Source organism: Actinoplanes sp. GCM10030250, from assembly GCF_042666575.1.
Lineage (GTDB): Bacteria > Actinomycetota > Actinomycetes > Mycobacteriales > Micromonosporaceae > Actinoplanes.
Genome location: NZ_JBHTDO010000050.1, coordinates 37394 through 62644 on the forward strand (window position 1 = coordinate 37394; position 25251 = coordinate 62644).

Genomic DNA, 25251 nt, shown 5'->3' on the forward strand with positions numbered 1-25251 from the left:
TCAGCCGCCGTACTTCTTGCGGTTCTGCTCGAGGATCTGATCGGCCTTGGTGGCGGCGTCGGAGAGCGCCTTGGCCGGCTCCTTGCGCAGCAGCACCGCCTCGTTCACCGCGGTGACCACCATTTTCATCGCGTCGCCGATGCCCGGCACCGACGGCGGGTAGTGCACGTAGTCGATCTGCTGCGCGAGCGCCGCCTGCGCCGGCAGGGCCTTGAACTCGGCGCTCTCCCGGACGTCCTTACGGGCCGGCACCTGGCCGCCCTTGGCCCACTCCAGGGACTTCTGGCTGATCCAGTTGATGAAGACCTTGCCCGCGGTGAGTTTGTTGTCGTCCTTGGCGGCCTGTTTGTACTGCACGAACTGGTGCGAGCCGGCCCAGACCGCGGGCTGCGAGCCGATCTGCGGCACGGGCGCCGCGCCCCACTTGAGGTTCTTGTCCTCGGTGAGCGTGTTGATCGTCCAGATGCCGTTCCAGTTGAACGCGTTCTTGCCGTTGCGCAGCGACACCAGGTCGGCGTCCTGCGCGACGTTGCGCGGGCTGTAGCCCTTGCGGACCAGGTCCGTGTACCAGGTGAGCGCCTGCACACCGGGGTCCTGCGCGAACATCGCCTTCTGGGCGCCGGAGTCGAACAGCTCGCCGCCGAACTGCCAGAGCAGCGATTGGAACCACATGCTGCCGGTGAACTCGAACGGGGTGGCCCAGCTGCCCTGGATCCCCGCCGACTTCATCTTGTCCAGGGCGGCGATGTAGTCGTCACCGGTGGCCGGCGGCTTCTCCGGGTCCAGGCCGGCCTTCTCCATCAGGGTCTTGTTGTAGAACAGGCCGAGCGGGTGGACGTCGAGCGGAATGCTGTAGCGCTTCTCGTTGTAGACACCGGCCTGCCAGACCGGCGGGGAGAAGTCGGCCTCGGTCAGGCTCAGCGATTTCGCCAGGTCGTCGAGCGGCAGGACCACACCGCGGGCGGCGTTGGTCGCCACGCTGTCGACGTGCATGATGCCCAGGTCCGGCCCGTTGCCGGTGGCCACCGCCGCGGGAACCTTCTGGTAGTAGTCGGCCCACTGGTAGACGTTCATCGTGACCTTGATGTTCGGGTGCTCGGTGTTGAACTGGTCGACCAGCCGCTTCATGAACGCGCCGTCACCACCGGTGAAGCCGTTCCAGAAGGCCAGCGCGACGTTCGGCCCGTCGTACGACGTGGCGGCGGGTGCCGCGTTCTGGCCACCGCCGGTGACCTTCTCGTTGGGGCCGCTGTCACCGCAGGCGGCGAGCAGTACGGCGCCGCCGGCACCGGCGCCCAGTCCGAGTACGCCGCGGCGGGTGATATGTGCGTTCACGATTTCTCCTCGATGGTGTAGCTCAGCGCGTGCCAGGAGACGGGGGGCAGCAGGACTTCGGTGGCGCTGCGGGAGACGCCGAGCGTGACCCGCTCCGGGTGGGCTGCGGTGTTGGTCAGACGGGGGTCGGAGTTGTGCAGCGCGAGGTGCTCGCCGGGCCGCAGGGGGCCGAAGGCGCGCAGGTCGAGCTGGAGGGGAATCGGTTCGGTGCCGCGGTTCACGGCGAAGACGGTGAGGGCCGAGCCGTCCAGGGTGGCGACGGCGTCGACCGCCGGGACCTCGCCGAACCGCCCGGTCGACATGGCCGGAGCGGTCAGCGCGGGCCGCAGCACGGTGCCGCGGGCCAACCGGGCGGTCTGCGCGAACGGGTGGAAGATCGTCTGCCGCCAGGCCGGGCCGCCGGCGAGCGTCCGGATCGGGGCGATGATGTTGACCAGCTGCGCCTGGCAGCCGATCGCCAGCCGGTCGGCGTGCCGCAGCATGCTGATCAGCAGGTTGCCGACGACCATCGCGTCGGTGACGGTGAAGTCGTCCTCGATCAGGGCGGGGGTGTCCTCGATGCCGCGGTCCTCCGGCTCGACGAGCCGCGACTTGTACCAGACGTTCCACTCGTCGAGCGCCAGCCGGATGCGCTTGGTGCGGCGCAGCTTGGCGCGGACGTGGTCGGCGGTGGCCAGCACGGCCTCGACGGAGCCGTCCAGGTCCACCGCGGAGGCGCGGAAGCTCGCCTCGTCGTATCTCTCGGGGTCGTAATAGGTGTGCAGGGAGATGTAGTCGACCTGGTCGTAGGTGTGCTCCAGGACGGTGGCCTCCCAGGCGCCGAACGTCGGCATGTCACCGTCGGAGCTGCCGCACGCGACCAGCTCGATGGTCGGGTCGACACGTTTCATGGCGTGCCCGGCCTGGGCGGCGAGCCGCCCGTACTCGTGGGCGGTGCGGCTGCCGATCTGCCAGGGCCCGTCCATCTCGTTGCCCAGGCACCACAGCCGGATGTCGTGCGGCCGGGCGACACCGTGCTTGCGGCGCAGGTCGGCCGCGGCGGTGCCGTCGGCGAGATTGCAGTACTCCACCAGCTCGGCGGCCTCGGCGACACCGCGGGTGCCTAGGTTGACCGCCATCATCGGCTCGGCGCCGGCCTGCCCCGCCCACCGCATGAACTCGTTGAGCCCGAAGGCGTTGCTCTCCAGCGAACGCCAGGCCAGGTCGAGCCGCCGGGGCCGGTCGCCGACCGGGCCGACGCCGTCCTCCCACCGGTACGCCGAGACGAAATTGCCGCCCGGATAGCGCACCGTGGTGACGCCGAGCTCGCGCACCAGCTCCAGCACGTCGGTGCGCAGGCCGTCGGCGTCGGCGCTGGGGTGATCCGGCTCGAAGACGCCGGTGTAGACACAGCGGCCCATGTGCTCGACGAACGAGCCGAAGAGCCGGGGGTCGACCGTGCCGACGGAGAAGGACGGGTCGAGTGTGAGTCGCGCCACTGCCATGAGCCATTTTTACAACGTTGGAAGTGGGGTTGTAAAGGGCTCGTTAAATGTCTGGATCTCCTGGTAGCGGCAGGCCACGAACTGGTCCCGCCGGGGACAGCGCTCCCGGCGCCGCTTTCGGCCGCCCGGGACACCGCTCACGCCCAGCGCGCTGGACCGGCCTCAGCCCGCGGTGCTCTCCCGGGCGACCAGACGATGGGTGACCCGCACCTCGCGCGCCGGTGCCCCGGCGCCCGTGCCATCGCCGGGGCCACCGGCGGAGCGTTCGGCGAGGCGCTCGGCGAGCAGGTCGACGGCGAGCTGGGCGATGCGTGCCGTGTCCGGGGCGATCGTGCTCAGCGTCGGCGTACTGAATCGGCCGTCCTCGATGTCGTCGAAGCCGATCACCGCGACCTCCTCCGGCACCCGGATCCCGCGCGCCAGCAGCGTCCGGAGAGCACCGAGGGCCAGCAGGTCGTTGAAGCAGAACACCGCGTCCGGCCGTCGCGGGCGGTCGAGCAGCGCCGCCATCGCGGCCGCACCGTCGGCCCGGTGGAACCGCTCCACCCGGGCCACGAGCCGTGAGTCGTACACCAGGCCCGCCTGCTCCAGCGCACTCCGGTAACCGGCCAGGCGCTGGTGTGAGGTGACCGCCGAGGTGGCGTCCTGCGCGCCGATCGCCGCGATGCTGCGCCGCCCGAGACCGATCAGATGGCGGGTGGCGTCCATCGCGGCGACCGTGTTGTCTATCGCCACATGGTCGGCCGGGCCGTGCCAGATCCGCTCACCGAGCAGCACCATCGGCGTGTCACCGCCGCGCGCCAGCTCCTCACCGGCCAGCGCCAGCGGACTGAAGATGAGTCCGTCGATGGCGTGCCGGCGCAGGCCCGCCACCAGGTTGCGCTCCCGCTCGGCGTGCCCGTCGGTCTGGTCGATCAGCACGGTCCACGAGCGCCGCTCGGCGGCCTGCACGATCAGCCCCGCCACCTCGGCGAAATAGGGTGACTGCAGCTCGGGCACGGCCAGCGCGATCACCCCGGAGCGTTTGCTGCGCAGCTGGCGGGCGGCGACGTTGGGCACGTAGCCCAGCGCGTCGATGGCAGCCTGAACACGCGCGCGAGTGTCTGCCGAGACGTGCACGTAGCCGTTGACCACGTTCGAGACCGTCTTGATCGAAACACCGGCCCGCGCGGCGACGTCCTTCAGGCCCGGCGGCACAGCTCAGGACTATACAACGTTGGTAAAGCAAAAATCCGACCCATCCGCGCGTGCCTCGGCTGCGAACCACCTTCCGGACGGCAATATCATCCCCGGAGAACGGAGAGCCATGGCAGAGCCCGGCCTCGGAGGCCGACCGGAGCACCTGACACCGGTGCCCGGCCCGGAACCGGCGGTTGACGCCGGCACCCTGCTCAAAGCCGTCGCGCGCGGCGACGAGAAGGCGTTCGGCACGCTCTACGACCTGGTCGCGCCGCGGGTCTACGGGCTGATCCGGCGGGTGCTGCGCGATCCGGCGCAGGCCGAGGAGGTCGCGCAGGAGGTGCTGGTGGAGGTCTGGCGTACGGCCGCGCGGTTCGACCCGGACCGGGGTTCGCCGACGGCATGGGTGTTCACGATCGCGCACCGCCGCGCGGTCGACCGGGTGCGTGCCGAGCAGGCGGCCGCCGAGCGGACGATGCGGGTCGGTGCGGCGTCCGTCGACACGCCCTACGACGCGGTGGCCGACGAGGTCGCGGTCCGCCTGGAACGCCAGCAGGTGCGGCACTGCCTCGGCGATCTGACCGAATTGCAGCGGCAGGCCGTGACCCTCGCCTACTACCAGGGCCACACCTATCCGCAGGTCTCCGAACTGCTCGACCTGCCGCTGCCGACGGTGAAGACCCGGATGCGCGACGGCCTGATCCGGCTGCGGGACTGTCTTTCGGCGGGGGTGGCGGCGTGACGGGAGACGTGCACACCCTGGTCGGGGCCTATGCGCTGGACGCTCTCGACGATCTGGAGCGCGCCGCGTTCGACAGGCACCTGCGCGAGTGCGAGGCGTGCCGGTACGAGGCCGACGACCTGCGGGAGACCGCCGCGCGGCTGGCCGACGGCGCCTGGTCGGTGCCGCCGCCGAGTCTGCGGGAGAGCGTGCTGACCGAAATCGCCAACACCCGGCAGGTCGCTCCGGCGACCGTCGCGACCGCACCCGCCCGGCCGCGGCGGTTGAGGCTGGTGGCCGCGGCCGCCGCGGTGGTCGCCGTGGTGGCGGCGGGCACGGCCGTCGTGACAGTTCAGGAGCAGCGGGTACGAGAGGCGCAGGCACTCGCCACCGCGGCTCAGGCCCGTGAGACCCGGGTCCGCTCGGTCCTGGCCGCACCCGACGTGGTGATCCGCGAGGAGCCGCTGACCAGCGGCGGCCGGGTCACCGTGGCGAGTTCCCGGCTGCGGAACGCCGGCGTGATCATGCTCGCCGCCGACGGGGCACCGCCGCCCGGCCAGGTCTACCAGCTGTGGACGATCCGCGGCGAGACCCCGGCGTCGGAGGGCGCGCTGGGCACCGGCCAGTCGGCGTCGGTGCAACTGGTCGAGGGTCTGCCGGGAGCCTCCGCCGTGGGGGTCACCGTGGAGCGGGCGCCGTCCGCGACGACACCGACGACACCGCTGGAAGCACTCGTGGCACTTACCTGATATTCGCACCTGTCCACCGGCCGTCCGGCTCCGAATCCCTTTCACGCGAGGGAACAGGGGTGAGGCGATGGCCGGCACGGACACGGCCGGGACGGTGGCCGGACGGTACCGCCTGCTCGAGGAGATCGGCTCGGGCGGCATGGGGCGGGTCTGGCGCGCCGAGGACCAGTTGCTGCAACGGACGGTCGCGGTCAAGGAGATCACCGTGCCGTCCCGTACCCCGCTCGCCGAGCAGGTGGTCCGGGAGGCACGGGCCGCGGCCCGGCTCGACCACCCCGGCGTGGTGAAGATCTTCGACGTGGTCGGGTTCCAGGACCGGTCCTGGATCGTCATGGAGTACATCGACGGGCGATCGCTGCACCAGCCGTCCGCGACGACGGTCCGCTCCCGCCGGCCGAGGTGGCGCGGATCGGCGTACGCGTGCTGGCCGCCCTGCGGGCCGCACACACCGCCGGGGTGCTGCACCGCGACGTCAAACCGGACAACGTGCTGCTCACCGGCGACGGCCGGGTGGTGCTCACCGACTTCGGCCTGGCCACGATCGGCAGCACGGGCGGCCCGGACCCGAGGCTGGGCTCACCGCACTACATCGCACCGGAACGGCTGGGCCCCGGTGAGACCGGCGTGCCCGGGGACCTGTGGTCGCTGGGCGCCACCCTCTACGCCGCCGCCGAGGGGCGCCCGCCGTTCGGCCGCGGCGAACCCGAGCGCTCCCTGGAGGCGCTGCTCAACGAACCACCCGATCCGCCGATCCTCTCCGGCCCGCTGGCCACCCTGCTGCTGGCCCTGCTCGACAAGGACCCCACCCGGCGGCCGTCCGGCGCCGAGACCGACGCCCGCCTGCGCGCGGTGCTGCGCGCGGAACCGTTCCGCGGCCGCGCCCCGGTACCGGCACCCCGGCAGCGCCGTGCCGGGGTGCTGCTGTCCGCCGGCGCCCTGGTCGTGGTGGTCGCCGGTGGGGCCGCCGTCCTCGCCACCGGCGACCGGGCCGCCGCACCACCCCGGTTCTCCGCCGCACCGTCCGCATCCGGCTCCCCCGGCTCCGCCGGTCTCGCCTCCGCGTCCACCCTCATGTCACTCGACCTGGACGCCTGCGGCTACGGGGCGGACGCGCCACCGGTGGAACGGGCGTCCGGCAACGTCCCCGCCGGCCTGCCCCGCGACTGGATCTGGTCCCGCGACCCGGCCGGATTCTCCCTCGCCCTGCCGGCCGGGTGGCGGCGCTCCACCAGCGGCAACGACGTCTGCTTCACCGACCCGGCCGGCCGGCGGGCGTTCCTGGTCAACGTGGCCGCTGTGTCCACCTCGAAGCCCCTCGACCACTGGCAGCGCCGCGAGAAGGCCGAACGGGCCGCGGGTGACCTACCCGGATATCGCCGGATCAGCATGGGCGTCCTGCTGCTCAAACGCGGCGGCGCCGACTGGGAGTACACCTGGCGCCCCGACTCGACCACCGTGCGGCACGAGCGCCGGGTGCTGGTGGCGGTCACCGCCCGTACGTCATATCTCCTGCGCTGGACCGTCGCCGACAGCGACTGGTCCGCCAATGATCGCCTTCAGCGCCGGCTCGTCGAGCTGTTCGGTTCCGCCCGCTGACCCCCCTATTTTCTCGTTTGGAGATCTCCCGATGAAAACCGGCCGCATCCTGTCCGTAGCCGCCCTCCTGGTCCTGTTCACCCCGGCTCCCGCACTCGCCGGCGAGTCCGTGCACGTGAAGCTCCTGGAGCTCAACAACTCGGGCGCGACCGGCACCGCCACCCTGACCGCGCTGGACAACGGCGACCTGAAGGTCAGCATCCGGTCCACCGGCCTGGTCCCCGGCTCACCGCACGCGCAGCACCTGCACGGATCCACCGACGGCATGGACTTCCACTGCCCACCGATGTCCGCCGACCGGGATGGCGACGGCTACGTGAGCACCGAGGAGGGCATGCCCTCGTACGGTGACATCTTCGTCTCTCTCACCACGACCGGCGACGTGGCGAAGGCCAGCGGCCTGGCCGTGGACCGCATGCCGGTGGCCGACGCCCGGGGCGCCCTGGGCTACAGCCGCACGATCCCCGCGGCTGACCTGCCGCCCGGCACCGTCGCCCACCTCAAGGACCTGCACATCGTCCAGCACGGCGTGGACGCGAACAACAACGACAAGTACGACCTGGACGGCCTGGGCGAGTCCACCCTGGCCAAGGCCGCGGGCCTCAGCGGCATCCCCGAGGAGGCGACCGACCCCGCCCTGTGCGGCATGGTCTCCGGAGCAGCGGCGGGCTCCGTCCCGGTGGGCGGCGTTGCCACCGGCGACGGCAGTGCTCAGAACAACACCAAAACTATCTGGTACGCCTCCGTGCTCACCCTCCTGGCCGCCCTCGCCACCGTCCTCGTCACCCGCCGCCGCCTCTTCGTCCTCCCCCGTTCCCAGCGATGACCCGCCGGCTCCTTGCTCTCGCGCTCGCCGGGGCGGCGGCGGTGGCCGGGGTGACCGTCCTCGGCGGGGCGGCGGCTCCGGGTGACCGCCCGCCCGCCGCCGCACCGGTTCCCGCGCCCGTGACCTCGCCCGGCGCGGATGCGCTGACCAGGGGTGACCTTCTGCCGACCTCGCCGCCGGAGCACCTGGAGATCCCCGCCCTGCGCGTCTCCGTCCCGGTGACCGGCCTGGGCCTGTCACCCGACGGCACGATGGAGGTTCCCGACGACGCCCGCACGGTCGGCTGGTACACCAGGGCACCCACCCCCGGCTCCCTGGGACCCGCCATCCTGGCCGGTCACGTCGACTACCGGGGCGCTGACGGCACCTTCGCCCACCTGGCCGACCTGCGGCCCGCCGACCGGATCCGGGTGACCCGGCAGGACGGCCGGACCGCGGTCTTCGCCGTGACGGCGGTCGACCAGTACCCGAAGGACCGCTTTCCCACCGACGCCGTCTACGGCCCGGCAGACCACGCCGGCCTGCGCCTGATCACCTGCGGCGGCGACTTCGACCGGCGCAGCGGCCACTACGAGGACAACGTCGTGGTGTTCGCCGAGCTCATCACCACCTGAGCGGCACTCTCCACGTCGGCGCGGACCTGGTCCGGTGGTTCCACTCCGTCCGGCCAGGCCTGTCCCCGGCTGATCCAGACGGTGGCCAGCCCCGCCGCCCGCCCACCTCGCACATCGGCGTCCGGGCTGTCCCCGACCATCCAGCCACCGCCCGCGAGGTCCAGCCCGCACCCCCGGGCCGCCGCCTCGAACAGCTCCCGGGCGGGCTTGCGGACGCCCAGCTCCCCCGACACCGCCCACGCGTCCACATGCTCAGCCAGCCCGGTCCGGCGGATCTTGCCGAGCTGGTTGTCGGCCTGCCCGTTCGTCACGATGCCGATCCCCCATCCCGCCCGCCGCAACGCCACCAGCGCCGCCAGTACGCCCGGCCGGCAGGTGACCAGCTCGGGCATCCGCCGCCGGTAGTCCACCCACAGGGACTCGGCGGACTCCCCCAGCCCGAACCGTTCCCGCACGTCCCCGAAGAACAGGTCGCGCGGCACCAGCCCGTCCCGGTCCTCCCGGAGCAACCAGGCGAGCGAATCGGCGGGCAGGTTCCGCTCCTCGCAGAATCCGGCCGCCCAGCGCCGGAACGCCTCGCCCCGGTCCACGAGCGTGTTGTCGAGATCGAACAGCACCAGCCTCTGCACGACCACAGAGCCTAGGGCTCCGTGCCACCGCTGCAGGGCCGCGGGATCAGACGATGCGGTGGCCGAAGCGCCGGGAGGCCGCCTCCAGGTCGGGTTCGCCGAGGCGCTCGCGGAGTTCGGCGAACCGGTGCACCTTGTCGGCGCCGAAGAGGCCGGCGCGCGCCGAGTACGACTCGGCCGAGACGAACGCCGGTGGGCTGCTCTTGCTGTGGAACTTGTCGGCGTACATCACGAGCTCCTCCTCGACGGTCTCCGGCAGGTAGTCGGCGATCGGCAGCGGCAGGCCCTGGCGGCGCACGTCCTCGCTGCTGAGGCCCACTCCGGTGTGGTGGGAGCAGAAGCGGCTCAGTTCCTCCGGCAGGCCGAGACCGCGCAGCAGTTCGTGGCCGAGCACGCCGTGCCGGATGTACTCGCCGGCGCCCAGCCGGTAGACCCCGATGTCGTGCAGCAGGCTTCCCGCGCGTATCAGCTCGAGGTCGCCCTCGGTGTGGAGCTGCTCAGCCAGCTCACACACGATCCGGCAGTGCGTGTAGACCGAGTCGAACGCCTCGCGGGTCGGCGCGAACTCCTCGTGCCAGGCCCGGATCTGCTCGTCGGACGGAATCGTGATCACCCGTCCGGTTGTACAGCAGCGGCCGCGGGCGCCGGGCCGCCGGGCCGCCGGGCCGCCGGGCCGCCGGGCCGCCGGGCCGCCGGGCCGCCGGGCCGCCGGGCCGCCGGGCCGAGAATTGTCGGACCCCGGGGCTAGGTTCGGGGCGTTGGAATCGCGCGGAGGACGGGGTGGTCGCCATGGCACAGCAGGTTGTGCACTTCGAGATCATCGGGACCGGGCCGGTGAAGCTCCGGGATTATTACGGGGAGCTGTTCGGCTGGGAGTTCGCCACCGGTGGGCCGGTTGCCGAGGAGGTGTCCGACGCCGGCGACTACGGGTTCACCGAGAGTGCGACGATCCCCGGCGGCGTCGGCGGCGGGGCGAGGTTCACTCCGCACACCGTCTTCAACGTCGGCGTCCCTGACGTGGAGGCGGCACTTGCCAGAGCCGAGAGCCTGGGTGGCACCCGGGTGATGGGCCCGGCGCGGGCACCCGGGACCGGGCTGATCGTCGCGCACTTCACCGATCCCGAGGGCAATCTGATCGGGCTCGCTCAGGTGAGCTGATGGATGCCGCCTTCGTGCTGGTGCACAGCCCACTGGTCGGGCCGCTGACCTGGGTCCCGGTGGCACAGCGGCTCGAGGCCTCGGGCATGGCCGTCGCCGTGCCGTCGCTCGTCGGTGTCACCGACCGTGCTGGAGCTCAGCGAACCGGCGCCGGGAAGGGGCCACCGTTCGCTGAGCAGATTGCCCGGACGGTCGGGGACGCCATCTCTCGGCTGCCCGCTGATCGGCCGGTGGTGATCGTGGCGCACAGCAACGCGGGGCTGCTCGTCCCGGTGATCGTCGAGGCGAGCCCGCGCCCGGTGGCCGGCTGTGTGTTTCGCCGACGCGTCAGTGCCCGCCCGGGCCGGGCCGATTCCGGTTGCCTCCGCCGAGCGCCTGGAGGTGTTGCGGGCCATGGCCACCGGCGGACGGCTGCCGCGGTGGACGGAGTGGTTCGACGAGGCCGACGTGGCGCCGATGTTCCCGGACGCGCGGACCCGGGCCGAGGTTGCTGCTGAGCAGTCGAGACTGCCGCTGAGCTATTACGAGGCTGCGCTCCCGAACCCGCCGGGGTGGGCCGGGCTGCCGTGCGGATATCTGCTGTTCTCCGCGCACTACGAGCCGATGGCTCTGGATGCGGAAGAACGGGGTTGGCGGGTCGAACGGCTTCCCGGCCTGCACCTGCATCAGCTCGTCGACCCGGACGCCGTGGCGGAACGGTTGCTCGCCATGACGTCCGGGTGGGGCGCCGTGCCGGGCGGGTGACGGGGTGAGGGCGCGCCGGGCGGTGAGGGCCGGGCGGGCGGCGGGAGGGGGTGGGTCAGCGGCGGGCGGCTGCGGGGGTGGTGGCGGTGACGGCGCGGAGGATGTCGTCTACGCGGTCCTTGGCGTCGCCGAAGAGCATGGCGCAGTTTTCGCGGAAGAAGAGGGGGTTTTGGACTCCGGCGTACCCGGAGGCCATTGATCTTTTGAAGACGATGACGTTGTCGGCCTCCCAGACGGTGAGGACGGGCATGCCGGCGATCGGGCTTGCCGGGTCGTCGGTGGCGGCCGGGTTGACCGTGTCGTTGGCGCCGATGACCAGGACCACCGAGGTGCCGGCGAAGTCGTCGTTGATCTCGTCCATCTCGAGGACGATGTCGTAGGGGACGCGCGCCTCAGCTAGCAGCACGTTCATGTGGCCGGGCAGCCGGCCCGCGACCGGGTGGATGCCGAAGCGGACCGTCACGCCGCGTTCGCGCAGCACCCGGGTCAGCTCGGCGACACCGTGCTGTGCCTGGGCGACCGCCATGCCGTAGCCGGGGGTGATGATCACGGAGTCGGCGCTGGACAGCAGTTCGGCGACGCCGTCGGCAGTGGCCTCGCGGTGGTCGCCGTAGTCCCGGTCCTCGGCGGGGCCGGCCTCGATGCCGAAGCCGCCCGCGATCACCGAGAGGAAGGAGCGGTTCATCGCCTTGCACATGATGTAGGACAGGTAGGCACCGGACGATCCGACCAGGGCGCCGGTGACGATGAGCAGGTCGTTCTCGAGGAGGAAGCCGGCCGCGGCGGCGGCCCAGCCCGAGTAGCTGTTCAGCATCGACACCACGACCGGCATGTCGCCGCCGCCGATGGAGGCGACCAGGTGCCAGCCCAGCAGCAGGGCGATCGCGGTGACGGCGATCAGCAGCCACAGCCGGGGTGTCACCACGAACCAGGCGGTGAGCAGGACGAAGGCGGCCAGCGCGCCGACGTTGAGGAGGTTCTTGCCGGGGAGCATCAGCGGGCTGGACTTGATCCGCGCGGAGAGCTTGAGGAAGGCGACGATCGAGCCGGTGAAGGTGACAGCGCCGATGAAGACGCCGATGACCACCTCGGCGCTGTGGATGCCGAGCATGTCCTGGCTGGTCAGCAGGGCCGCCTCGGCACCGCCGGGATGGGCCTCGACGTGCAGGTAGCCGTTCCAGCCGACCAGGACGGCGGCGAGGCCGACGAAGCTGTGCAGCAGGGCGATCAGTTCCGGCATGCCGGTCATCTCGACCTTGCGGGCCCGGTACAGACCGATCGCGGCGCCGATCGAGGTGGCCGCCACGACGAGGGCCAGTCCGGTCGTACTCATGTCTCTGAAGATGGCGAGAGCGACTGTCGCTGCCAGCGCGACCGCCATTCCGGCGATGCCGAAGGTGTTGCCGGCCTTGGCCGTCTCGTGCTTGGACAGGCCGGCCAGGGCCAGGATGAAGAGCAGGGCGGCGACGATGTAGGCGCCCTGCGCCGCGGTTTCGACGGTCATCTGATCAGCTCCTGGAGAACATGGCGAGCATGCGGCGGGTGACGGCGAAACCACCGAAGACGTTGATGGCGGCCAGCAGGATCGCGACGGAGGAGAGGGCTGTCACGACGTTGTCGCCGTGTCCCACCTGGAGCAGGGCACCGACCACGATGATCCCGGAGATCGCGTTGGTGACCGACATGAGCGGCGTGTGCAGGGCGTGGTGCACGTGGCCGATGACGTAGTAGCCGATGACGATCGCCAGGGCGAAGACCGTGAGGTGGCCGCGCAGGGCGGGCGGCGCGAGGGACGCGAGCAGGAACAGTACGGCGGCGCCAGTGCCCACGGCGACCAGGCCCCGGCCCTTCGCGGGTGGCTTCGGCACCACCTTCTCCACGGCTTTGACCGGAGCCGCCGCCGGAGCCGCGGACACCGCCACCGGTGGCGGCGGCCAGGTCAGCTCGCCGTCGCGGACCACGGTCATCGACCGCTGCACCACGTCGTCGAAGTCGAGCACGAGCTGCCCGTCCTTCTCCGGCGTCAGCAGCTTCATCAGGTTGACCAGGTTCGTGCCGTACAGCTGGGAGGCCTGCGCGGGCAGGCGGCCGGGCAGATCCGTGTACCCGATGATGGTGACGCCGTTGGCGGTGACCACCACCTCGCCCGCGACGGTCCCCTCGACGTTGCCGCCGTTGGCCGCGGCCATGTCCACGATGACGCTGCCCGGTTTCATGCTCGCCACCATCTGCGCGGTGAACAGTCGCGGAGCAGGTTTGCCGGGGATCAGCGCGGTGGTGATGATGATGTCGACCTCGGTGGCCTGCGCGGCGTAGAGCTGCGCGGCGCGCTCGTTGTAGTCGTCGGACATCTGTTTGGCGTAACCGGTCGACGAGACCTCGACGTCGGCGGCTTCGACCGGCAGGTACTCCCCGCCGAGGGACCGGACCTGGTCGGCCACCTCGGGGCGGGGGTCGGTCGCCCGTACGATCGCGCCCAGACTGCCCGCCGCACCGATGGCCGCGAGACCCGCGACGCCGGCACCCGCCACGAGCACCCGGGCCGGGGCGACCTTGCCCGCGGCCGTCACCTGGCCGGTGAAGAACCGGCCGAACGCGTGGGCCGCCTCGACGACGGCCCGGTAACCGGCGATGTTGGCCATCGACGACAGCACGTCGAGGGACTGGGCGCGGGAGATGCGCGGGACGGCGTCCATCGAGAGTGCGGTGATCGGGCGGCGGGACAGGTCCTCGACGAGCGCGGGGTCGAGGCGCGGGTTGAGCATCCCGATCAGCGTGGTACCGGCGGCCAGCCGGTCGAGCTGCCCGGCGGGCGGCGGGTTGATGGCGAAGAGGATCTCCGCGGCGAGGGGGTCGCCGATCGTCGCTCCGGCACCCGCGTAGGCCTCGTCGGAGAACGACGACTGCGCCCCGGCACCGGCCTCGACCACCACGTCGTAGCCGAGCTTGACCAACTCCGCCACGGTGGCGGGCGTCGCCGCGACCCGCCGCTCACCCGGTTGGGGATCTCGTGGAACACCGATCATCATCGTTGACTCCTCGGTTCAAAGGTGATCGTGACAACGTGCGGCACGGGTCGCCGGTTCAATTTGTTACTCGCCAGTAGGGAGAGGTTAGGTGGTCGGGCCCCAGAATCCCAGTGTCCGCCGGAGAGAAAGAACGCGAAAATTCCCTGGGCGGGCTCGTCACCAGGTAGGGCTCGTCACCAGGTGGCGAGGACCCGGGCCTGGCCGCCGGAGCCGCCCTCGTACGGGATGAGGCCGACGAAGATGGTGGCGCCGAGGCGCGGGATGCGGTCGAGGTTGGCCAGGTTCTCCAGCCCGTACCGGTCGGCGCCGGTGAGGGCCAGGTGGGTGTCGAAGGTGGCCGAGACGCCCGGGTCGATGCTGAGCGTGTCGACGCCCAGGCTCCGGATCCGGCGGTGGCGCAGCAGCCACTCGCAGGCGTCCGTGCCGAAGCCGGGGAAGTGCAGGCCGCCCGCCGCGTCGCTCCCCCGGTACGCGTCCGGGTCGCCGGCCTTGGCACCCCATCCGGAGTACATCAGCACCGCCGCGCCGTCCGGGATGCGGCCGTACCGCCGCTCGAACGCGCGCAGATCGTCCACGGTCACGACCGTGTCGGCGTCGCGGCGTGCCCGGTCGGCGATGTCGACGACCACCGCCGGCAGGATCAGCTCGGACGGCCGGAGCTCGGTCGACACCCGGCCACCGGCGGTGAAGTGGGCGGGTGCGTCGACGTGCGTACCGGTGTGCTCGATCACCGTCCACTCCTGCATGAAGTAGCCGTCGTCCTCGATCGTCGTGACCGTCCGGCGGGCGGCTTCCTCACCGGGGGCGAAGGCCGGGAAAGCCGGCGACAGCACGTAGGTGAGATCGCGGAGCCCGCTCCGCGTCCCGGCCTGGGCCGGTTCACTCACGGCGGCGGAGGCGACGAGCGCCGCACCGCCGAAGAGTGCTGCCCGGCGAGTCACGTTGTGGTTGTGGGTGGCGCCTGTCTCGTTGCACATAGGACATCCCTATCAGGCGCCGTGGGCTCCTGTCGCGATCTCCTCGATCAGCGGCGGCAGACGGGTGGAGGCGGGCAGGTGGGGTGGGTCAGAGGGAGGCCACGAAGCGGCTGAGGCGGGTCAGGCCCTCGCCGAGGTCGGGAATGGAGGCGGTGTAGGAGAGGCGTACGTGGGTGTCGGCGCTGTGCGTGCCGAAATCGCGGCCGGGGGTCAGCGCCACGTGGGCCTCCTGCAGGGCTCGCTCGCAGAACTCCCACGACGTCAGCCCCGTGCCGCTGATGTCGATGTAGACGTAGAAGGCGCCGTCCGGGCGTACCGGGACGGGCAGGCCGATGCGGGACAGGCCGTCCAGGACGAGGGCGCGGCGGGCGGCGAACTCGAGCCGGCGTTGTTCGCAGACGGCGCGGGCTTCCGGGGTGAAGCAGGCGAGGGCGGCCACCTGTGCGGGGGTGGACGGGCAGATGAAGTAGTTCTGGGCGAGCCGTTCCACCGCGGGGACCAGCGCGGGAGGGAGCACGCACCAGCCGAGGCGCCAGCCGGTCATGCCGAAGTACTTGGAGAAGCTGTTGACGACGACAGCGCCCGGGTCGAGGGCGACGGCGGTCTGCGGTGGCCGGCCCTGAGCGTCGTGGTCGCTCAGGTTGAGGTAGATCTCGTCGACCAGGCGCCAAGCGTTCCGGGAGCGGGCCAGGTCGCAGATGGCGGTGAGTTCGGCTGTCGGGATCGAAGTGCCGGTCGGGTTCGACGGCGTGGCGATCATGACGCCGGCGGTTCGATCGGACCAGTGCTCGCGTACGGCAGCCGCGTCCACCTGGAACCGATTCTCCGCTGTCGCCGGCACCAGCCGCACCCGCGCACCGAAGCTCTCCATGATCTGCCGGTTGCACGGGTACGACGGGTCCCCGATGATCACCTCGTCACCGGGGTCGACGAGGGCCGCCGCGGTCAGCAGCAGGGCCGCCGACGCTCCGGCCGTCACCACCACCCGGGCCGGATCCACCTCGACACCGTGCTCGTCCGCGTAGAACCCGGCGATCGCCTCGCGCAGGGCGGGCAGGCCGAGCGCCGCCGTATACGCCATCGGCCGCCCGTCCATCGCCGCGCGCATCGCCTCCCGGACCACCGGGGTCGCCCCGAAGTCCGGCTCGCCGATGTTCAGCCGCACCACACGGTGCCCGTCCGCCTCCAGCATGGCGGCGTGCTTGGCGAACTCCATGGCGTAGAACGGGGCCACCGCCTGCGCCCGCTGCGAAATTCTCACACCGCCGACTCTAGGAGAAGACGAAGGCGACAAAATCCCTACCCGGCCGACGATCGAAGAAGCCACCGCGAACCATCGATCTGGCACTATGCGAAGAAGATACCGATCGCAACCCACCGTCAATCGTCCCTTTGGGACACTTCCGGGCATGCCCGCCGGAGATCTCCATCTGGCCGTCGACATCTCCGCCTGGTGGACCACCGCGGTGTACGAGTCCGGCGGAACCGTTCAGCCAGTCGTCTTCGAGGGGCGGCCCCGGCTTCCCAGCGGCGTCTTCCAGGCCCGCGACACCCGGGCGCTCAGCACCGGCACCCCGGCGCTGGCGGCGAGCGTCACGCACCCGGAGGACTACCGTCCCGACCCGATGACGCTGCTGCAGACCGGCACCCCGGCACCGGGTGCCCGGTTCGATCCGGTCGCGGCCGTCGCGGCGGTGCTCGTCCAGGTCGCCGAGGCCGCCTCCGTGCAGGCCGGCAGCACTGTCACCGCGCTCACGATCATCACCGCGCAGACGTGGGGGCACCGTGCCCGGCAGCGGCTGCACCAGGCCGCCGCCACGGCGGGGCTGCCGCCGCCGCACATCGTCACCGCCGCCGCGGCTGCCGCGGCGGCCGCCCTGTCCGGCAGCACCCTGACCGGCGGCACCCGGCCCGGCTCGTTCGTCGCGGTCTGCACCACCGGCGACGCCACACCCGAGCTGACCGTCATCGACGCCGCGCACGGATTTCAGCAGCTGGCCGCCGCGCCGGTGCGTGACCCCGGTGCGCCGACCGTCGACGAGGCGCTCATCCAGCTGGCCGCCGAGCGGGCCACGCCCGGCACCGATCCGTCCGCCGCCCTCGACGACTGGCGGGTGGCCCGGGAGATCCAGCAGGCCCGCACCGCGCTCGCGGTCCAGCCCCGCGCGCCGATGCTGCTGCCCGAGCCGCACCCGGCCGTCGTGCTGACCCGTGACGACCTGGCCGCCGCCGGGGCCGCCCACCTGGCCCGGCTCCGCGAGACCGTCAAGCAGCTGCTCGCGGACGCCGACCTGGACCCGTCCGAGGTGAACGCCGTGGTGCTCGTCGGCGACGACGGCACCGTGCCCGAGGTGCAGGCCGCCCTGGCCGGCGCCGGGCTGCCGCCGACCGTCACCGTCCGTGATCCGCACGCCGTGCTCACCGGGGCGGTGCGCCTGAGCAGCCCGCCGATGGGCCTGACCGAGGCGCCGGTCCGGATACCGCGTACCCGCCCGATGCTCGGGGCGGTGAGCGGGGCGGTGCTGGTCGGTGCCTGTTCGATCGGGTTGCTCATCCAGGTGGTCAGCGGTGCTCCGGCCGTACCCCTGCCTCTGGAGAATGTGACCTTGTCGGCAGCCCTGGCCGCCCTGACCGCCTGGGCCGTCGCGCTGCTGGCGCCGGGGGGAAAAAAGCAGCCTGAGGGTGAGAACCGCCTGCGCCGCGGCTTCGTCGCGGCCGCCGCGATCGGCATCGTCCTGGCCTGGCTCTACGGTCTCGTCGCGGGGGTCAGCGCCGGCGACCCGACCGAGACCAGCCTGCGCTCCGCCCTGGCCGGCGCCGTCCCGATCGCCGCCTGCGCCGCGGTGATCGCCCTGGTGGCACCCCGCCTGCCCGCGGCCGCCCTGCCGGAGTGGCTGCGCACCGCGCGCCCGCCCGCGCTGCCGGTCGCGATGGCCGCCCTGGGTGTCGGTCTGCAGCGGGTGACCGGAACCGATCTGCCGCTCGACATGCTCGGCGCGACGCTGCTGGGCATCGCGACCGGCCTGACCGTCCCGCTCGCACCGACCCTGCGGCTGGTCACCGCGCTGCTGCTCGGCGCCGGATACGCGCTGGTCTCCGCCACCGGCTCGATGCGGTACCCGACCATCGCCTACGTCGCCGTGCTGGCCTGGTGGGCGGCGACCACCACCGCGACCGCCGCGACCGCGACGCCGAGGGCGGGCACCAGGACGGGGTAACTTCTCCGTCGTGACGATCGCCCGTTCCCTGCTGTTGTTCCTGCTCGCGGCCCTCGCCGAGATCGGCGGTGCCTGGCTGATCTGGCAGGGCTGGCGGGAGCACCGCGGACTGTGGTGGATCGCCGCGGGCGTGATCGCGCTCGGTGCGTACGGCTTTGTCGCCTGCCTGCAGCCCGACCCCCACTTCGGCCGCATCCTGGCCGCCTACGGTGGCGTCTTCGTGGCCGGTTCGCTGCTCTGGGGCATGGTCGTCGACCGATTCCGCCCGGACCGCTGGGACGTGATCGGCGCCGCCGTCTGCCTGGCCGGGGTCGCCCTGATCATGTACGCGCCGCGGCAGGGCAGCGGAGGCTAGCACCCATCTGCAATTGTCGATGCCGAGCCGGGATGGTCCCGGCACGGGGAGGCATCGCATGCATCGACGAATGCCAGCGTTGGTGATCACCGCGTTACTCGGTATCGGCGTGCTGTCAGCGCCGGCCGCGGCAGCGCCGGCCACGGTCACCACAGCCGCGGGCACGCAGAGCTCGGCGAAGTCCACATCCGTCACGCTGATCACCGGTGACCGCGTCACCCTGCGCGGCACCGCCGTCTCGGTCCAGGCCGGTACCGGCCGATCGAAGGTCGGCTTCGCGACCCAGACCGTCGGCGGCCATCGCTACGTCATCCCGTCCGACGCGTTCGCGCTGCTGCGCGAGGGCCGCCTGGACAAGCGGCTGTTCGACGTCACCACCCTGGCCACCCTCGGCGCGGAGCTGCCGCTGCTGGTGACCTACCCGGACGCCGGCCCGGCCGCCGCCCGCACCGCGATCACCGCGAGCGAGGGCCGGGTGACGCGCGACCTGTCCGCGCTGGGCCTGCTCGCGGTCCGCGCCGACCTGGAGGCCCGCAAGTCCCTCTGGTCCGGGATCACCTCGGGTACGGCCGAGGCGCGCACCCTGCGCACCGGCGTGCAGAAGGTGTGGCTGGACGGCAAGCGCAAGCTCGACCTGGACCACAGCGTCCCGCAGATCGGGGCGCCCACCGCCTGGCAGGCCGGTTTCGACGGCACCGGCGTCGAGGTCGCCGTGCTGGACAGCGGCATCGACGAGACGCACCCGGACTTCGCGGGGCAGATCGCCGGCACCGCGAACTTCACCCCGTCGCCGACCATCGACGACGAGGTCGGCCACGGTACGCACGTCGCCTCCACGATCGCCGGCACGGGTGCCGCCTCGGGCGGCAAGTACAAGGGTGTCGCACCCGGCGCCAAGCTGCTCATCGGCAAGGTCTGTGAGCTGGAGTGGTGCGAGGAGTCGTCGATCCTGGCCGGCATGGTCTGGGCCGCCGAACGCGCCAAGGTGATCAGCATCAGCCTCGGTGGCGGCGACACCCCGGAGATCGACCCGCTGGAGCAGGCCGTCAACGACCTGACCGCGGAGCACGACACGCTGTTCGTGATCGCCGCCGGCAACTCCGGCCGGCGGGGCACGATCGGTTCGCCGTCCAGCGCTGACGCGGCGCTGTCGGTCGGTGCCGTGGACCGCGAGAACCAGCTCGCCGACTTCTCCAGCCGGGGCCCGCGTACCGGTGACGGCGCGCTCAAGCCGGACATCACCGCGCCGGGCGTCGACATCGTCGCGGCCCGGGCGAAGAACGGCGTCATCGGCACCCCGGCGGCGGACGGCTACACCACGCTCTCCGGTACGTCGATGGCGACACCGCACGTGGCGGGCGCCGCGGCGATCCTCACACAGCAGCACCCGGGCTGGTCGTCGAAGCTGCGCAAGAACACGCTCGTCGCGTCGGCGCAGCCCACCGAGGGTGTCAGCGCCTACGACCAGGGTGCGGGACGGGTCGACGTGGCCCGGCAGATCACCCAGACGGTCAGCGTCGACGAGGGCAGCGTCAGCTTCGGCATTCAGGCGTGGCCGCACAACGACGATCAGCCGGTCACCCGTACGGTCACCTACCGCAACTCCGGCACCGCGGCGGTCACGCTGACGCTGGCGGTGGACGGGGCCCCGTTCTCGGTGGCGGCGACGTCGCTGACCGTACCGGCCGGTGGCACCGCGGCGACGACGGTCACCGCCGACACCCGCGGGGACATGCCGGACGGGCCGCTCGGCGGTTACCTGACGGCCACCGCCGCGGGTGGCGTACGCGTGATCACCGCCCTCGGCGTGGACCGTGAGGTGGAGAGCTACGACGTCGACGTCCGTACGACCAACCGCGACGGCACGCCCAACCTCGACCACCTGGTGGTCTTCCTCGGCCTCGACAACGACAACATCGTCGAGGTGTTCACGCCGGAGGCCTCCCAGGTCGTCCGCGTGCCGAAGGGCAGATACGGCGTGTTCGGCTGGATCTTCGAGGGTGAAGAGACGATCACCCAGCTGACCGACACCGAGATGGTCGTCGACAAGAACAGCACGCTTGCCGTCGACGCCCGCAAGGCCGGCCCGATCCGGGTGTCCGCACCGCAGGCTGACGCGGGCACGCTGCTGGCCGCCGTCAGCGCCGAGTGGACGACCGACACGTCGGGCTTCTCGGTGGGTGTCGGAGCGGCAACGTTCGACACCCTCTACGCCGGGCCGCTCTCGGCGGTGTCCCGGCCGTTCTTCCTGGCTTCGGTCATCGGCTCGTTCGCCGCTCCCGGCGCTGAGGAGACCTTCCTCAACAGTCCCTACACGACCGATCTGGCGTACTACAACAAGGGCCGGATGTTCACCGGCCTGCACAAGGCGCCCCGGCTGCGCGAACTGGCAGCCATCGACGCCTCCTACGCGACCGCGGCGACTGGTGTCCGCGGCGCGAAGGCGAACATCTCGCAGTACTCGCCGGAGAGCGGCACGTGGGCCGTCTTCACCCCGTTCGACCTGCCCTTCCGCCGCACCGAGTACGTGAACCCGGGCGCACCGTGGGCGTCGGAGTTCCTGCAGGAGGTGCCGCCCACCGGGGACGAGTTCCCGGAGACGGTCTCCGACAACTTCGCCGGGGCTCGCGAGGTCCGGGCCGGGCACACGTACCGGCAGGACTGGAACCGGGTGGTCTTCGGGCCGAACGTCACCCAGCCGCTCTTCGAGGGGCTCTGGGCGTCGCGGCTCGAGGACTACATGCTGGTCAACGTGCCGCTCTTCGGTGACGGCAGCGGGCATCCGGGCTTCTCCTCGGTGACCTCGGAGACCGCCACGCTGTACCGCAACGGCACGAAGGTCGGCGACGGCTACGAGTTCGAGGTGCCGCCCGGCAGCGCCGCCTACCGGTACGACACGACCGCCACCCGTGGCGCACCGCACCTGTTCTCCACCGAGGTGCGCGGCTCGTGGACGTTCCGGTCCGGTCACGTGGACGGCGAGGAGTTCCGGCGGCTGCCGCTGCACACCGTCCGCTTCGCACCCCGGGTGAACAGCGCGAACGCCGCTCCGGCGGGCCGCCGGTTCGAGATCCCGGTGTTCGTCGAGCACCAGCCGGACAGCAATGTCGGCCGGGTGCGGTCGGTGCGCGTCGAGGTCTCCTACGACGACGGCAAGACCTGGAAGAACGCCGCCGTCAGCGGGAAGGGCGACAAGCGGGTCGCCACGGTGCAGCACCCCCGCGGTGCCGGGTTCGTCTCGCTGCGGACGTCCGCGGCGGACACGGCCGGGAACACGGTCACCCAGACCGTGATCCGGGCGTACGCCCTGGCCTGATCGAGAGGGGGAGGCCGGGCCGTCGCCGGCCCGGCCTTCCCCGGATCGCGTTCATCTGCGATGGTCGATCGGAAAGCCGCACCGGGGGAGGCACCGTAATGCGCGCTCTTCTCATCGCCGCCGCACTCGTCATGAGCGCACTTCCCGCGCCTGCCCAGGCGGCGCAGGCCGCCGCCGGGCCTGCCGCGGTCACCTTGATCACCGGCGACCGGGTCACCCTCCAGGGCACCACGGCGTCGGTGCGTCCCGGACCGGGGCGCCGCGGCATCAGCTTCCTGACCAGGACCGCCGGCGGCCACCGCCACGTCATTCCGTCCGACGCGCTCCCCCTGCTGCGCGACGGCCGCCTCGACCGGCGCCTCTTCGACGTCACCCTGCTGGCCGAGGTCGGCGACGACCTTCCGCTGCTGCTCACCGGGCCTTCGGCCGGCCAATCCGCGGTCTACGCGGGCGCGGCCAGGGTGACGCGCGACCTCTCCGCGGTCGGCATGCTCGCGGTCCGTGCGGACGTCGCGGGCCGTGCGGCCCTCTGGTCAGGACTCACTTCGGGTACGCCGGACGCGCTCACCCTCCGGACCGGTGTGCAGAAAGTGTGGCTGGACGGCAGGCGCAGGCTCGACCTCGACCGCAGCGTCCCGCAGATCGGCGCACCCACCGCCTGGCAGGCCGGACTCGACGGCACCGGCGTCACCGTGGCCGTGCTGGACAGCGGCATCGACCTCGACCACCCCGACCTGGCCGGGCAGGTCGCCGGCACCGAGAACTTCACCGGCGCCCCGACCGGCGGCGACGAGGTCGGGCACGGCACGCACGTCGCCTCCACGATCGCGGGCACCGGAGCCGCCTCGGGCGGAAGGTACCGGGGTGTCGCGCCGGGCGCGAAGCTCCTCATCGGCAAGGTCTGCGAGACCACCTTCTGCACCGACTCCGCCGTCCTGGCCGGGATGATCTGGGCCGCCGAACGCGCCCAGGTGGTCAGCATCAGCCTCGGCGAACCGGACACGCCGGACATTGACCCGCTCGAGCAGGCCGTCAACCAGTTGACCGCAGAGCACGACACCCTCTTCGTGATCTCGGCCGGCAACCGTGGCGGCACCGGCACCGTCGGCACGCCGTCGACCGCGGACGCCGCCCTCTCGGTGGGAGCGGTCGACCGGGACGACCGGCTCACCGGTTTCTCCAGCCGCGGCCCGCGCAAGGGTGACGCCGGGCTGAAGCCGGACATCACCGCGCCCGGCGCCGGCATCGTGGCGGCCCGGGCCGGGACCGGCGGGTACACGCCGATGTCCGGCACGTCGATGGCGGCACCGCACGTGGCGGGCGCCGCGGCGATCCTCACCCAGCAGCACCCCGGCTGGTCGTCACGGCTCCGCAAGAACACGCTCGTCGCGTCTGCGCAGCCGGCCGAGGGTGTCAGCGCCTACGACCAGGGTGCCGGGCGGGTCGACGTGGCACGGCAGATCGGCCAGACGGTGACCGTGGACGAGGGCAGCGTGAGCTTCGGCGTGCAGGCGTGGCCGCATGACGACGACGCGCCGGTCCAGCGCACCGTCACCTACCGCAACTCCGGTCCGGGCGCTGTGAACCTGACCCTGGCCACGACCGGGGCGCCGTTCTCGGTGGCGGCCACGTCGCTGACCGTACCGGCGGGTGGCACCGCGGCGACCACCGTCACCGCCGGCACCAGGGAAGACCTTGCGGAGGGTCCGCTGGGTGGTCATCTCACGGCCACTGCGACAGGCGGGGTACGGGCGACGACCGCGCTCGGCGTCAACCGGGAGCCGGAGGCGTACGACGTCACCGTCCGCACCACCAACCGTGACGGCACTCCCAGCAGCGAGCACGTCGTCGAGCTGCTCGGCCTGGACGGTCCCGCCGTCGTCGAGGCCAACGCGAAACGCGGCACCGAGGTCGTCCGCGTCCCCCGCGGCCGGTACGGCGTCCACGCCACCGTCTACCACGGCGACGAGACGACCGTCCTGACCGATACCGAGCTGGTCGTCGACCGCGACCTGATCCTGACCGCGGACGCCCGTACCGCCGCACCGGTCCGCCTGACCCCGCCGCAGGCCGGTGCCACCACCGCCCTGGCCGCGGTGAGCGCTGACTGGACCACCGGTGCCGCCTACCACCCGCGCAGCGTCCTGGCCTTCACCTTCGACGACCTGTACGCCGGGCCCCTCTCCCCCGTCTCGAAGCCGTTCTTCCTGGCCTCGGCGGGCGGCTCGTTCGGGGTGGCCGGTGCCGACTTCAGCTTCCACAACAGCCCGTGGGTGACCGACCTGTGCTATTTCAGCCCCGGCCGGATGTTCGCCGGTTTGATCCGGGCTCCCGCACTCGGCTCGCTGGCGGCGCTCGACGCCACCTACGCCGCGGACAGCCCCTCCGGCAGCGCGCCCTTCGGCGGGCAGAAAGCCAACGTCGCGCGGTTCTCCGAGGAGAGCACGCCCTATGCCGTCGCACTCCCCTTCGACCTGCCGTTCCGCCGCACCGAGTACGTGAACCCGGACGTCGCGTGGAGCGGCGAGTTCAACGAGACGCTCACACCGGACGGCGGCTTCGCCGAGCCGATCAGCGGGTCGACCTCACCGCACCGCACCCTGCGGGCCGGGCGCACCTACCGCGAGGACTGGAACCGGGGAGTACACGGCCCCAACGTCACCCACCCGCCATACCCCGGCCTGTGGGCGGCCCGCGACGGCGACACCGTCACCGCTGTACTGCCGCTCTTCGGCGACGGCGCCGGTCACCCCGGCCAGTCCTGGTTCGCCACCGAGACCACGGCCCTGTACCGCGGAACCACCAAGCTGAGCGAGGGCACCGAGTTCACCCTGCCCGCGGGCCGCGCCACCTATCGCCTGGAGTCGACGGCCACGCGCGGCGCGCCGCACACCCTCGCCACCGAGGTCCGCGCCTCCTGGACGTTCCGCTCCGCCCACACGGCGGCCTTTCAGCGGCTACCCCTGCACACCGTCCGCTTCGCCCCGCCGCTCGACGACACGAACACCGCCCGCTCCGGCACCCGCCTCACCATCCCGCTCTTCGTCGAACACCAGCCGGGTTCTGAGACCGGCCGCATCCGCTCACTCGCCGTCGACGTCTCCTTCGACGACGGCCGAACCTGGCGCAAGGCCCCGCTGACCGCCGACCGGCGACTCATCATGGTTACCCACCCACCAGGCCCCGGCTTCGTCTCGCTCCGGGCCACAGCAGCCGACACCGCCGGCAACTCCGTCACCCAGACCGTCCTCAGGGCCTACGCCCTCCGCTGACCCCGGCTGGGCCTCAGCGGTGCCGAAACGCGCCAAAGACCCCGCTCAC

20 protein-coding genes and 1 pseudogene are annotated in these 25251 nt (G+C 72.0%); 12 read left to right on the plus strand and 9 right to left on the minus strand.

Annotation, left to right across the window (positions count from 1 at the left end; translation table 11 throughout):
* The 3 genes from ACFQV6_RS40015 to ACFQV6_RS40025 all read right to left on the minus strand — a co-directional run bounded on the left by ACFQV6_RS40015 (window position 1) and on the right by ACFQV6_RS40025 (window position 4016).
* Window positions 1-1335, minus strand: a complete 1335-nt coding sequence (locus ACFQV6_RS40015) for an ABC transporter substrate-binding protein (protein ID WP_378032942.1) — start codon at window positions 1333-1335, stop codon at window positions 1-3.
* A complete protein-coding gene (locus ACFQV6_RS40020) occupies window positions 1332-2819 on the minus strand; it encodes an alpha-N-arabinofuranosidase (RefSeq protein ID WP_378032943.1) in 1488 nt (495 codons plus the stop codon). Before ACFQV6_RS40020 ends, ACFQV6_RS40015 begins: the two co-directional genes overlap by 4 nt.
* A gap of 162 nt (window positions 2820-2981) precedes the next feature.
* The gene (locus ACFQV6_RS40025) at window positions 2982-4016 is read right to left on the minus strand and encodes a LacI family DNA-binding transcriptional regulator (protein ID WP_378032944.1); all 1035 of its coding nucleotides are present in this window, start codon (window positions 4014-4016) and stop codon (window positions 2982-2984) included.
* Window positions 4017-4125: 109 nt separating this feature from the next.
* On the opposite strand from ACFQV6_RS40025, the gene ACFQV6_RS40030 reads away from it, so the two are divergent.
* The 6 genes and pseudogenes from ACFQV6_RS40030 to ACFQV6_RS40055 all read left to right on the plus strand — a co-directional run bounded on the left by ACFQV6_RS40030 (window position 4126) and on the right by ACFQV6_RS40055 (window position 8504).
* Complete coding sequence (locus ACFQV6_RS40030) at window positions 4126-4740, plus strand: sigma-70 family RNA polymerase sigma factor (RefSeq protein ID WP_378032945.1); 615 nt, start codon at window positions 4126-4128, stop codon at window positions 4738-4740.
* A complete protein-coding gene (locus ACFQV6_RS40035) occupies window positions 4737-5468 on the plus strand; it encodes an anti-sigma factor domain-containing protein (RefSeq protein ID WP_378032946.1) in 732 nt (243 codons plus the stop codon). Before ACFQV6_RS40030 ends, ACFQV6_RS40035 begins: the two co-directional genes overlap by 4 nt.
* Window positions 5469-5535: 67 nt before the next feature.
* Window positions 5536-5820, plus strand: a pseudogene (locus ACFQV6_RS40040) (protein kinase); the annotation flags it as partial.
* On the plus strand, window positions 5820-7064 hold the full coding sequence (locus ACFQV6_RS40045; protein WP_378032965.1) for a protein kinase: 1245 nt from the start codon (window positions 5820-5822) through the stop codon (window positions 7062-7064). The pseudogene ACFQV6_RS40040 and the gene ACFQV6_RS40045, both read left to right, overlap by 1 nt.
* Window positions 7065-7095: 31 nt before the next feature.
* Complete coding sequence (locus ACFQV6_RS40050; RefSeq protein WP_378032966.1) at window positions 7096-7890, plus strand: hypothetical protein; 795 nt, start codon at window positions 7096-7098, stop codon at window positions 7888-7890.
* Window positions 7887-8504: a class F sortase gene (locus ACFQV6_RS40055; protein ID WP_378032947.1), complete on the plus strand. Its 618-nt coding sequence runs from the start codon at window positions 7887-7889 to the stop codon at window positions 8502-8504. Before ACFQV6_RS40050 ends, ACFQV6_RS40055 begins: the two co-directional genes overlap by 4 nt.
* Here ACFQV6_RS40055 and ACFQV6_RS40060 read toward each other — a convergent pair.
* Complete coding sequence (locus ACFQV6_RS40060) at window positions 8459-9133, minus strand: HAD family hydrolase (protein WP_378032948.1); 675 nt, start codon at window positions 9131-9133, stop codon at window positions 8459-8461. The two genes, ACFQV6_RS40055 and ACFQV6_RS40060, sit on opposite strands and share 46 nt — an antisense overlap.
* Before the next feature lie 46 nt (window positions 9134-9179).
* A complete protein-coding gene (locus tag ACFQV6_RS40065) occupies window positions 9180-9746 on the minus strand; it encodes an HD domain-containing protein (protein WP_378032949.1) in 567 nt (188 codons plus the stop codon).
* 176 nt (window positions 9747-9922) lie between these two features.
* Here ACFQV6_RS40065 and ACFQV6_RS40070 point away from each other — a divergent pair, with 176 nt between their 5' ends.
* Entirely contained in the window at window positions 9923-10291 is a 369-nt protein-coding gene (locus ACFQV6_RS40070; RefSeq protein WP_378032950.1) for a VOC family protein, read from the plus strand.
* 309 nt (window positions 10292-10600) lie between these two features.
* Window positions 10601-11035: a hypothetical protein gene (locus ACFQV6_RS40075; protein ID WP_378032951.1), complete on the plus strand. Its 435-nt coding sequence runs from the start codon at window positions 10601-10603 to the stop codon at window positions 11033-11035.
* A gap of 55 nt (window positions 11036-11090) precedes the next feature.
* Here ACFQV6_RS40075 and pntB read toward each other — a convergent pair whose 3' ends face one another.
* From pntB to ACFQV6_RS40095, 4 genes are all read right to left on the minus strand, one after another.
* Complete coding sequence (pntB, locus tag ACFQV6_RS40080) at window positions 11091-12539, minus strand: Re/Si-specific NAD(P)(+) transhydrogenase subunit beta (RefSeq protein ID WP_378032952.1); 1449 nt, start codon at window positions 12537-12539, stop codon at window positions 11091-11093.
* A 4-nt stretch (window positions 12540-12543) separates the two neighbouring features.
* Window positions 12544-14064 carry a Re/Si-specific NAD(P)(+) transhydrogenase subunit alpha gene (locus tag ACFQV6_RS40085; RefSeq protein WP_378032953.1) on the minus strand — a complete coding sequence of 507 codons (1521 nt, stop codon included), beginning with the start codon at window positions 14062-14064 and terminating at the stop codon, window positions 12544-12546.
* A 173-nt stretch (window positions 14065-14237) separates the two neighbouring features.
* Complete coding sequence (locus ACFQV6_RS40090) at window positions 14238-15041, minus strand: cyclase family protein (RefSeq protein WP_378032954.1); 804 nt, start codon at window positions 15039-15041, stop codon at window positions 14238-14240.
* Window positions 15042-15129: 88 nt separating this feature from the next.
* Entirely contained in the window at window positions 15130-16302 is a 1173-nt protein-coding gene (locus tag ACFQV6_RS40095) for a pyridoxal phosphate-dependent aminotransferase (RefSeq protein WP_378032955.1), read from the minus strand.
* 148 nt (window positions 16303-16450) lie between these two features.
* On the opposite strand from ACFQV6_RS40095, the gene ACFQV6_RS40100 reads away from it, so the two are divergent.
* From ACFQV6_RS40100 to ACFQV6_RS40115, 4 genes are all read left to right on the plus strand, one after another.
* Window positions 16451-18259, plus strand: a complete 1809-nt coding sequence (locus tag ACFQV6_RS40100; protein ID WP_378032956.1) for an Hsp70 family protein — start codon at window positions 16451-16453, stop codon at window positions 18257-18259.
* Between the two features lie 10 nt (window positions 18260-18269).
* Entirely contained in the window at window positions 18270-18614 is a 345-nt protein-coding gene (locus tag ACFQV6_RS40105) for a YnfA family protein (protein ID WP_378032957.1), read from the plus strand.
* 70 nt (window positions 18615-18684) lie between these two features.
* Window positions 18685-21930, plus strand: a complete 3246-nt coding sequence (locus tag ACFQV6_RS40110; protein WP_378032958.1) for a S8 family serine peptidase — start codon at window positions 18685-18687, stop codon at window positions 21928-21930.
* 98 nt (window positions 21931-22028) lie between these two features.
* A complete protein-coding gene (locus tag ACFQV6_RS40115) occupies window positions 22029-25202 on the plus strand; it encodes a S8 family serine peptidase (protein ID WP_378032959.1) in 3174 nt (1057 codons plus the stop codon).
* Window positions 25203-25251: the final 49 nt, after the last annotated feature.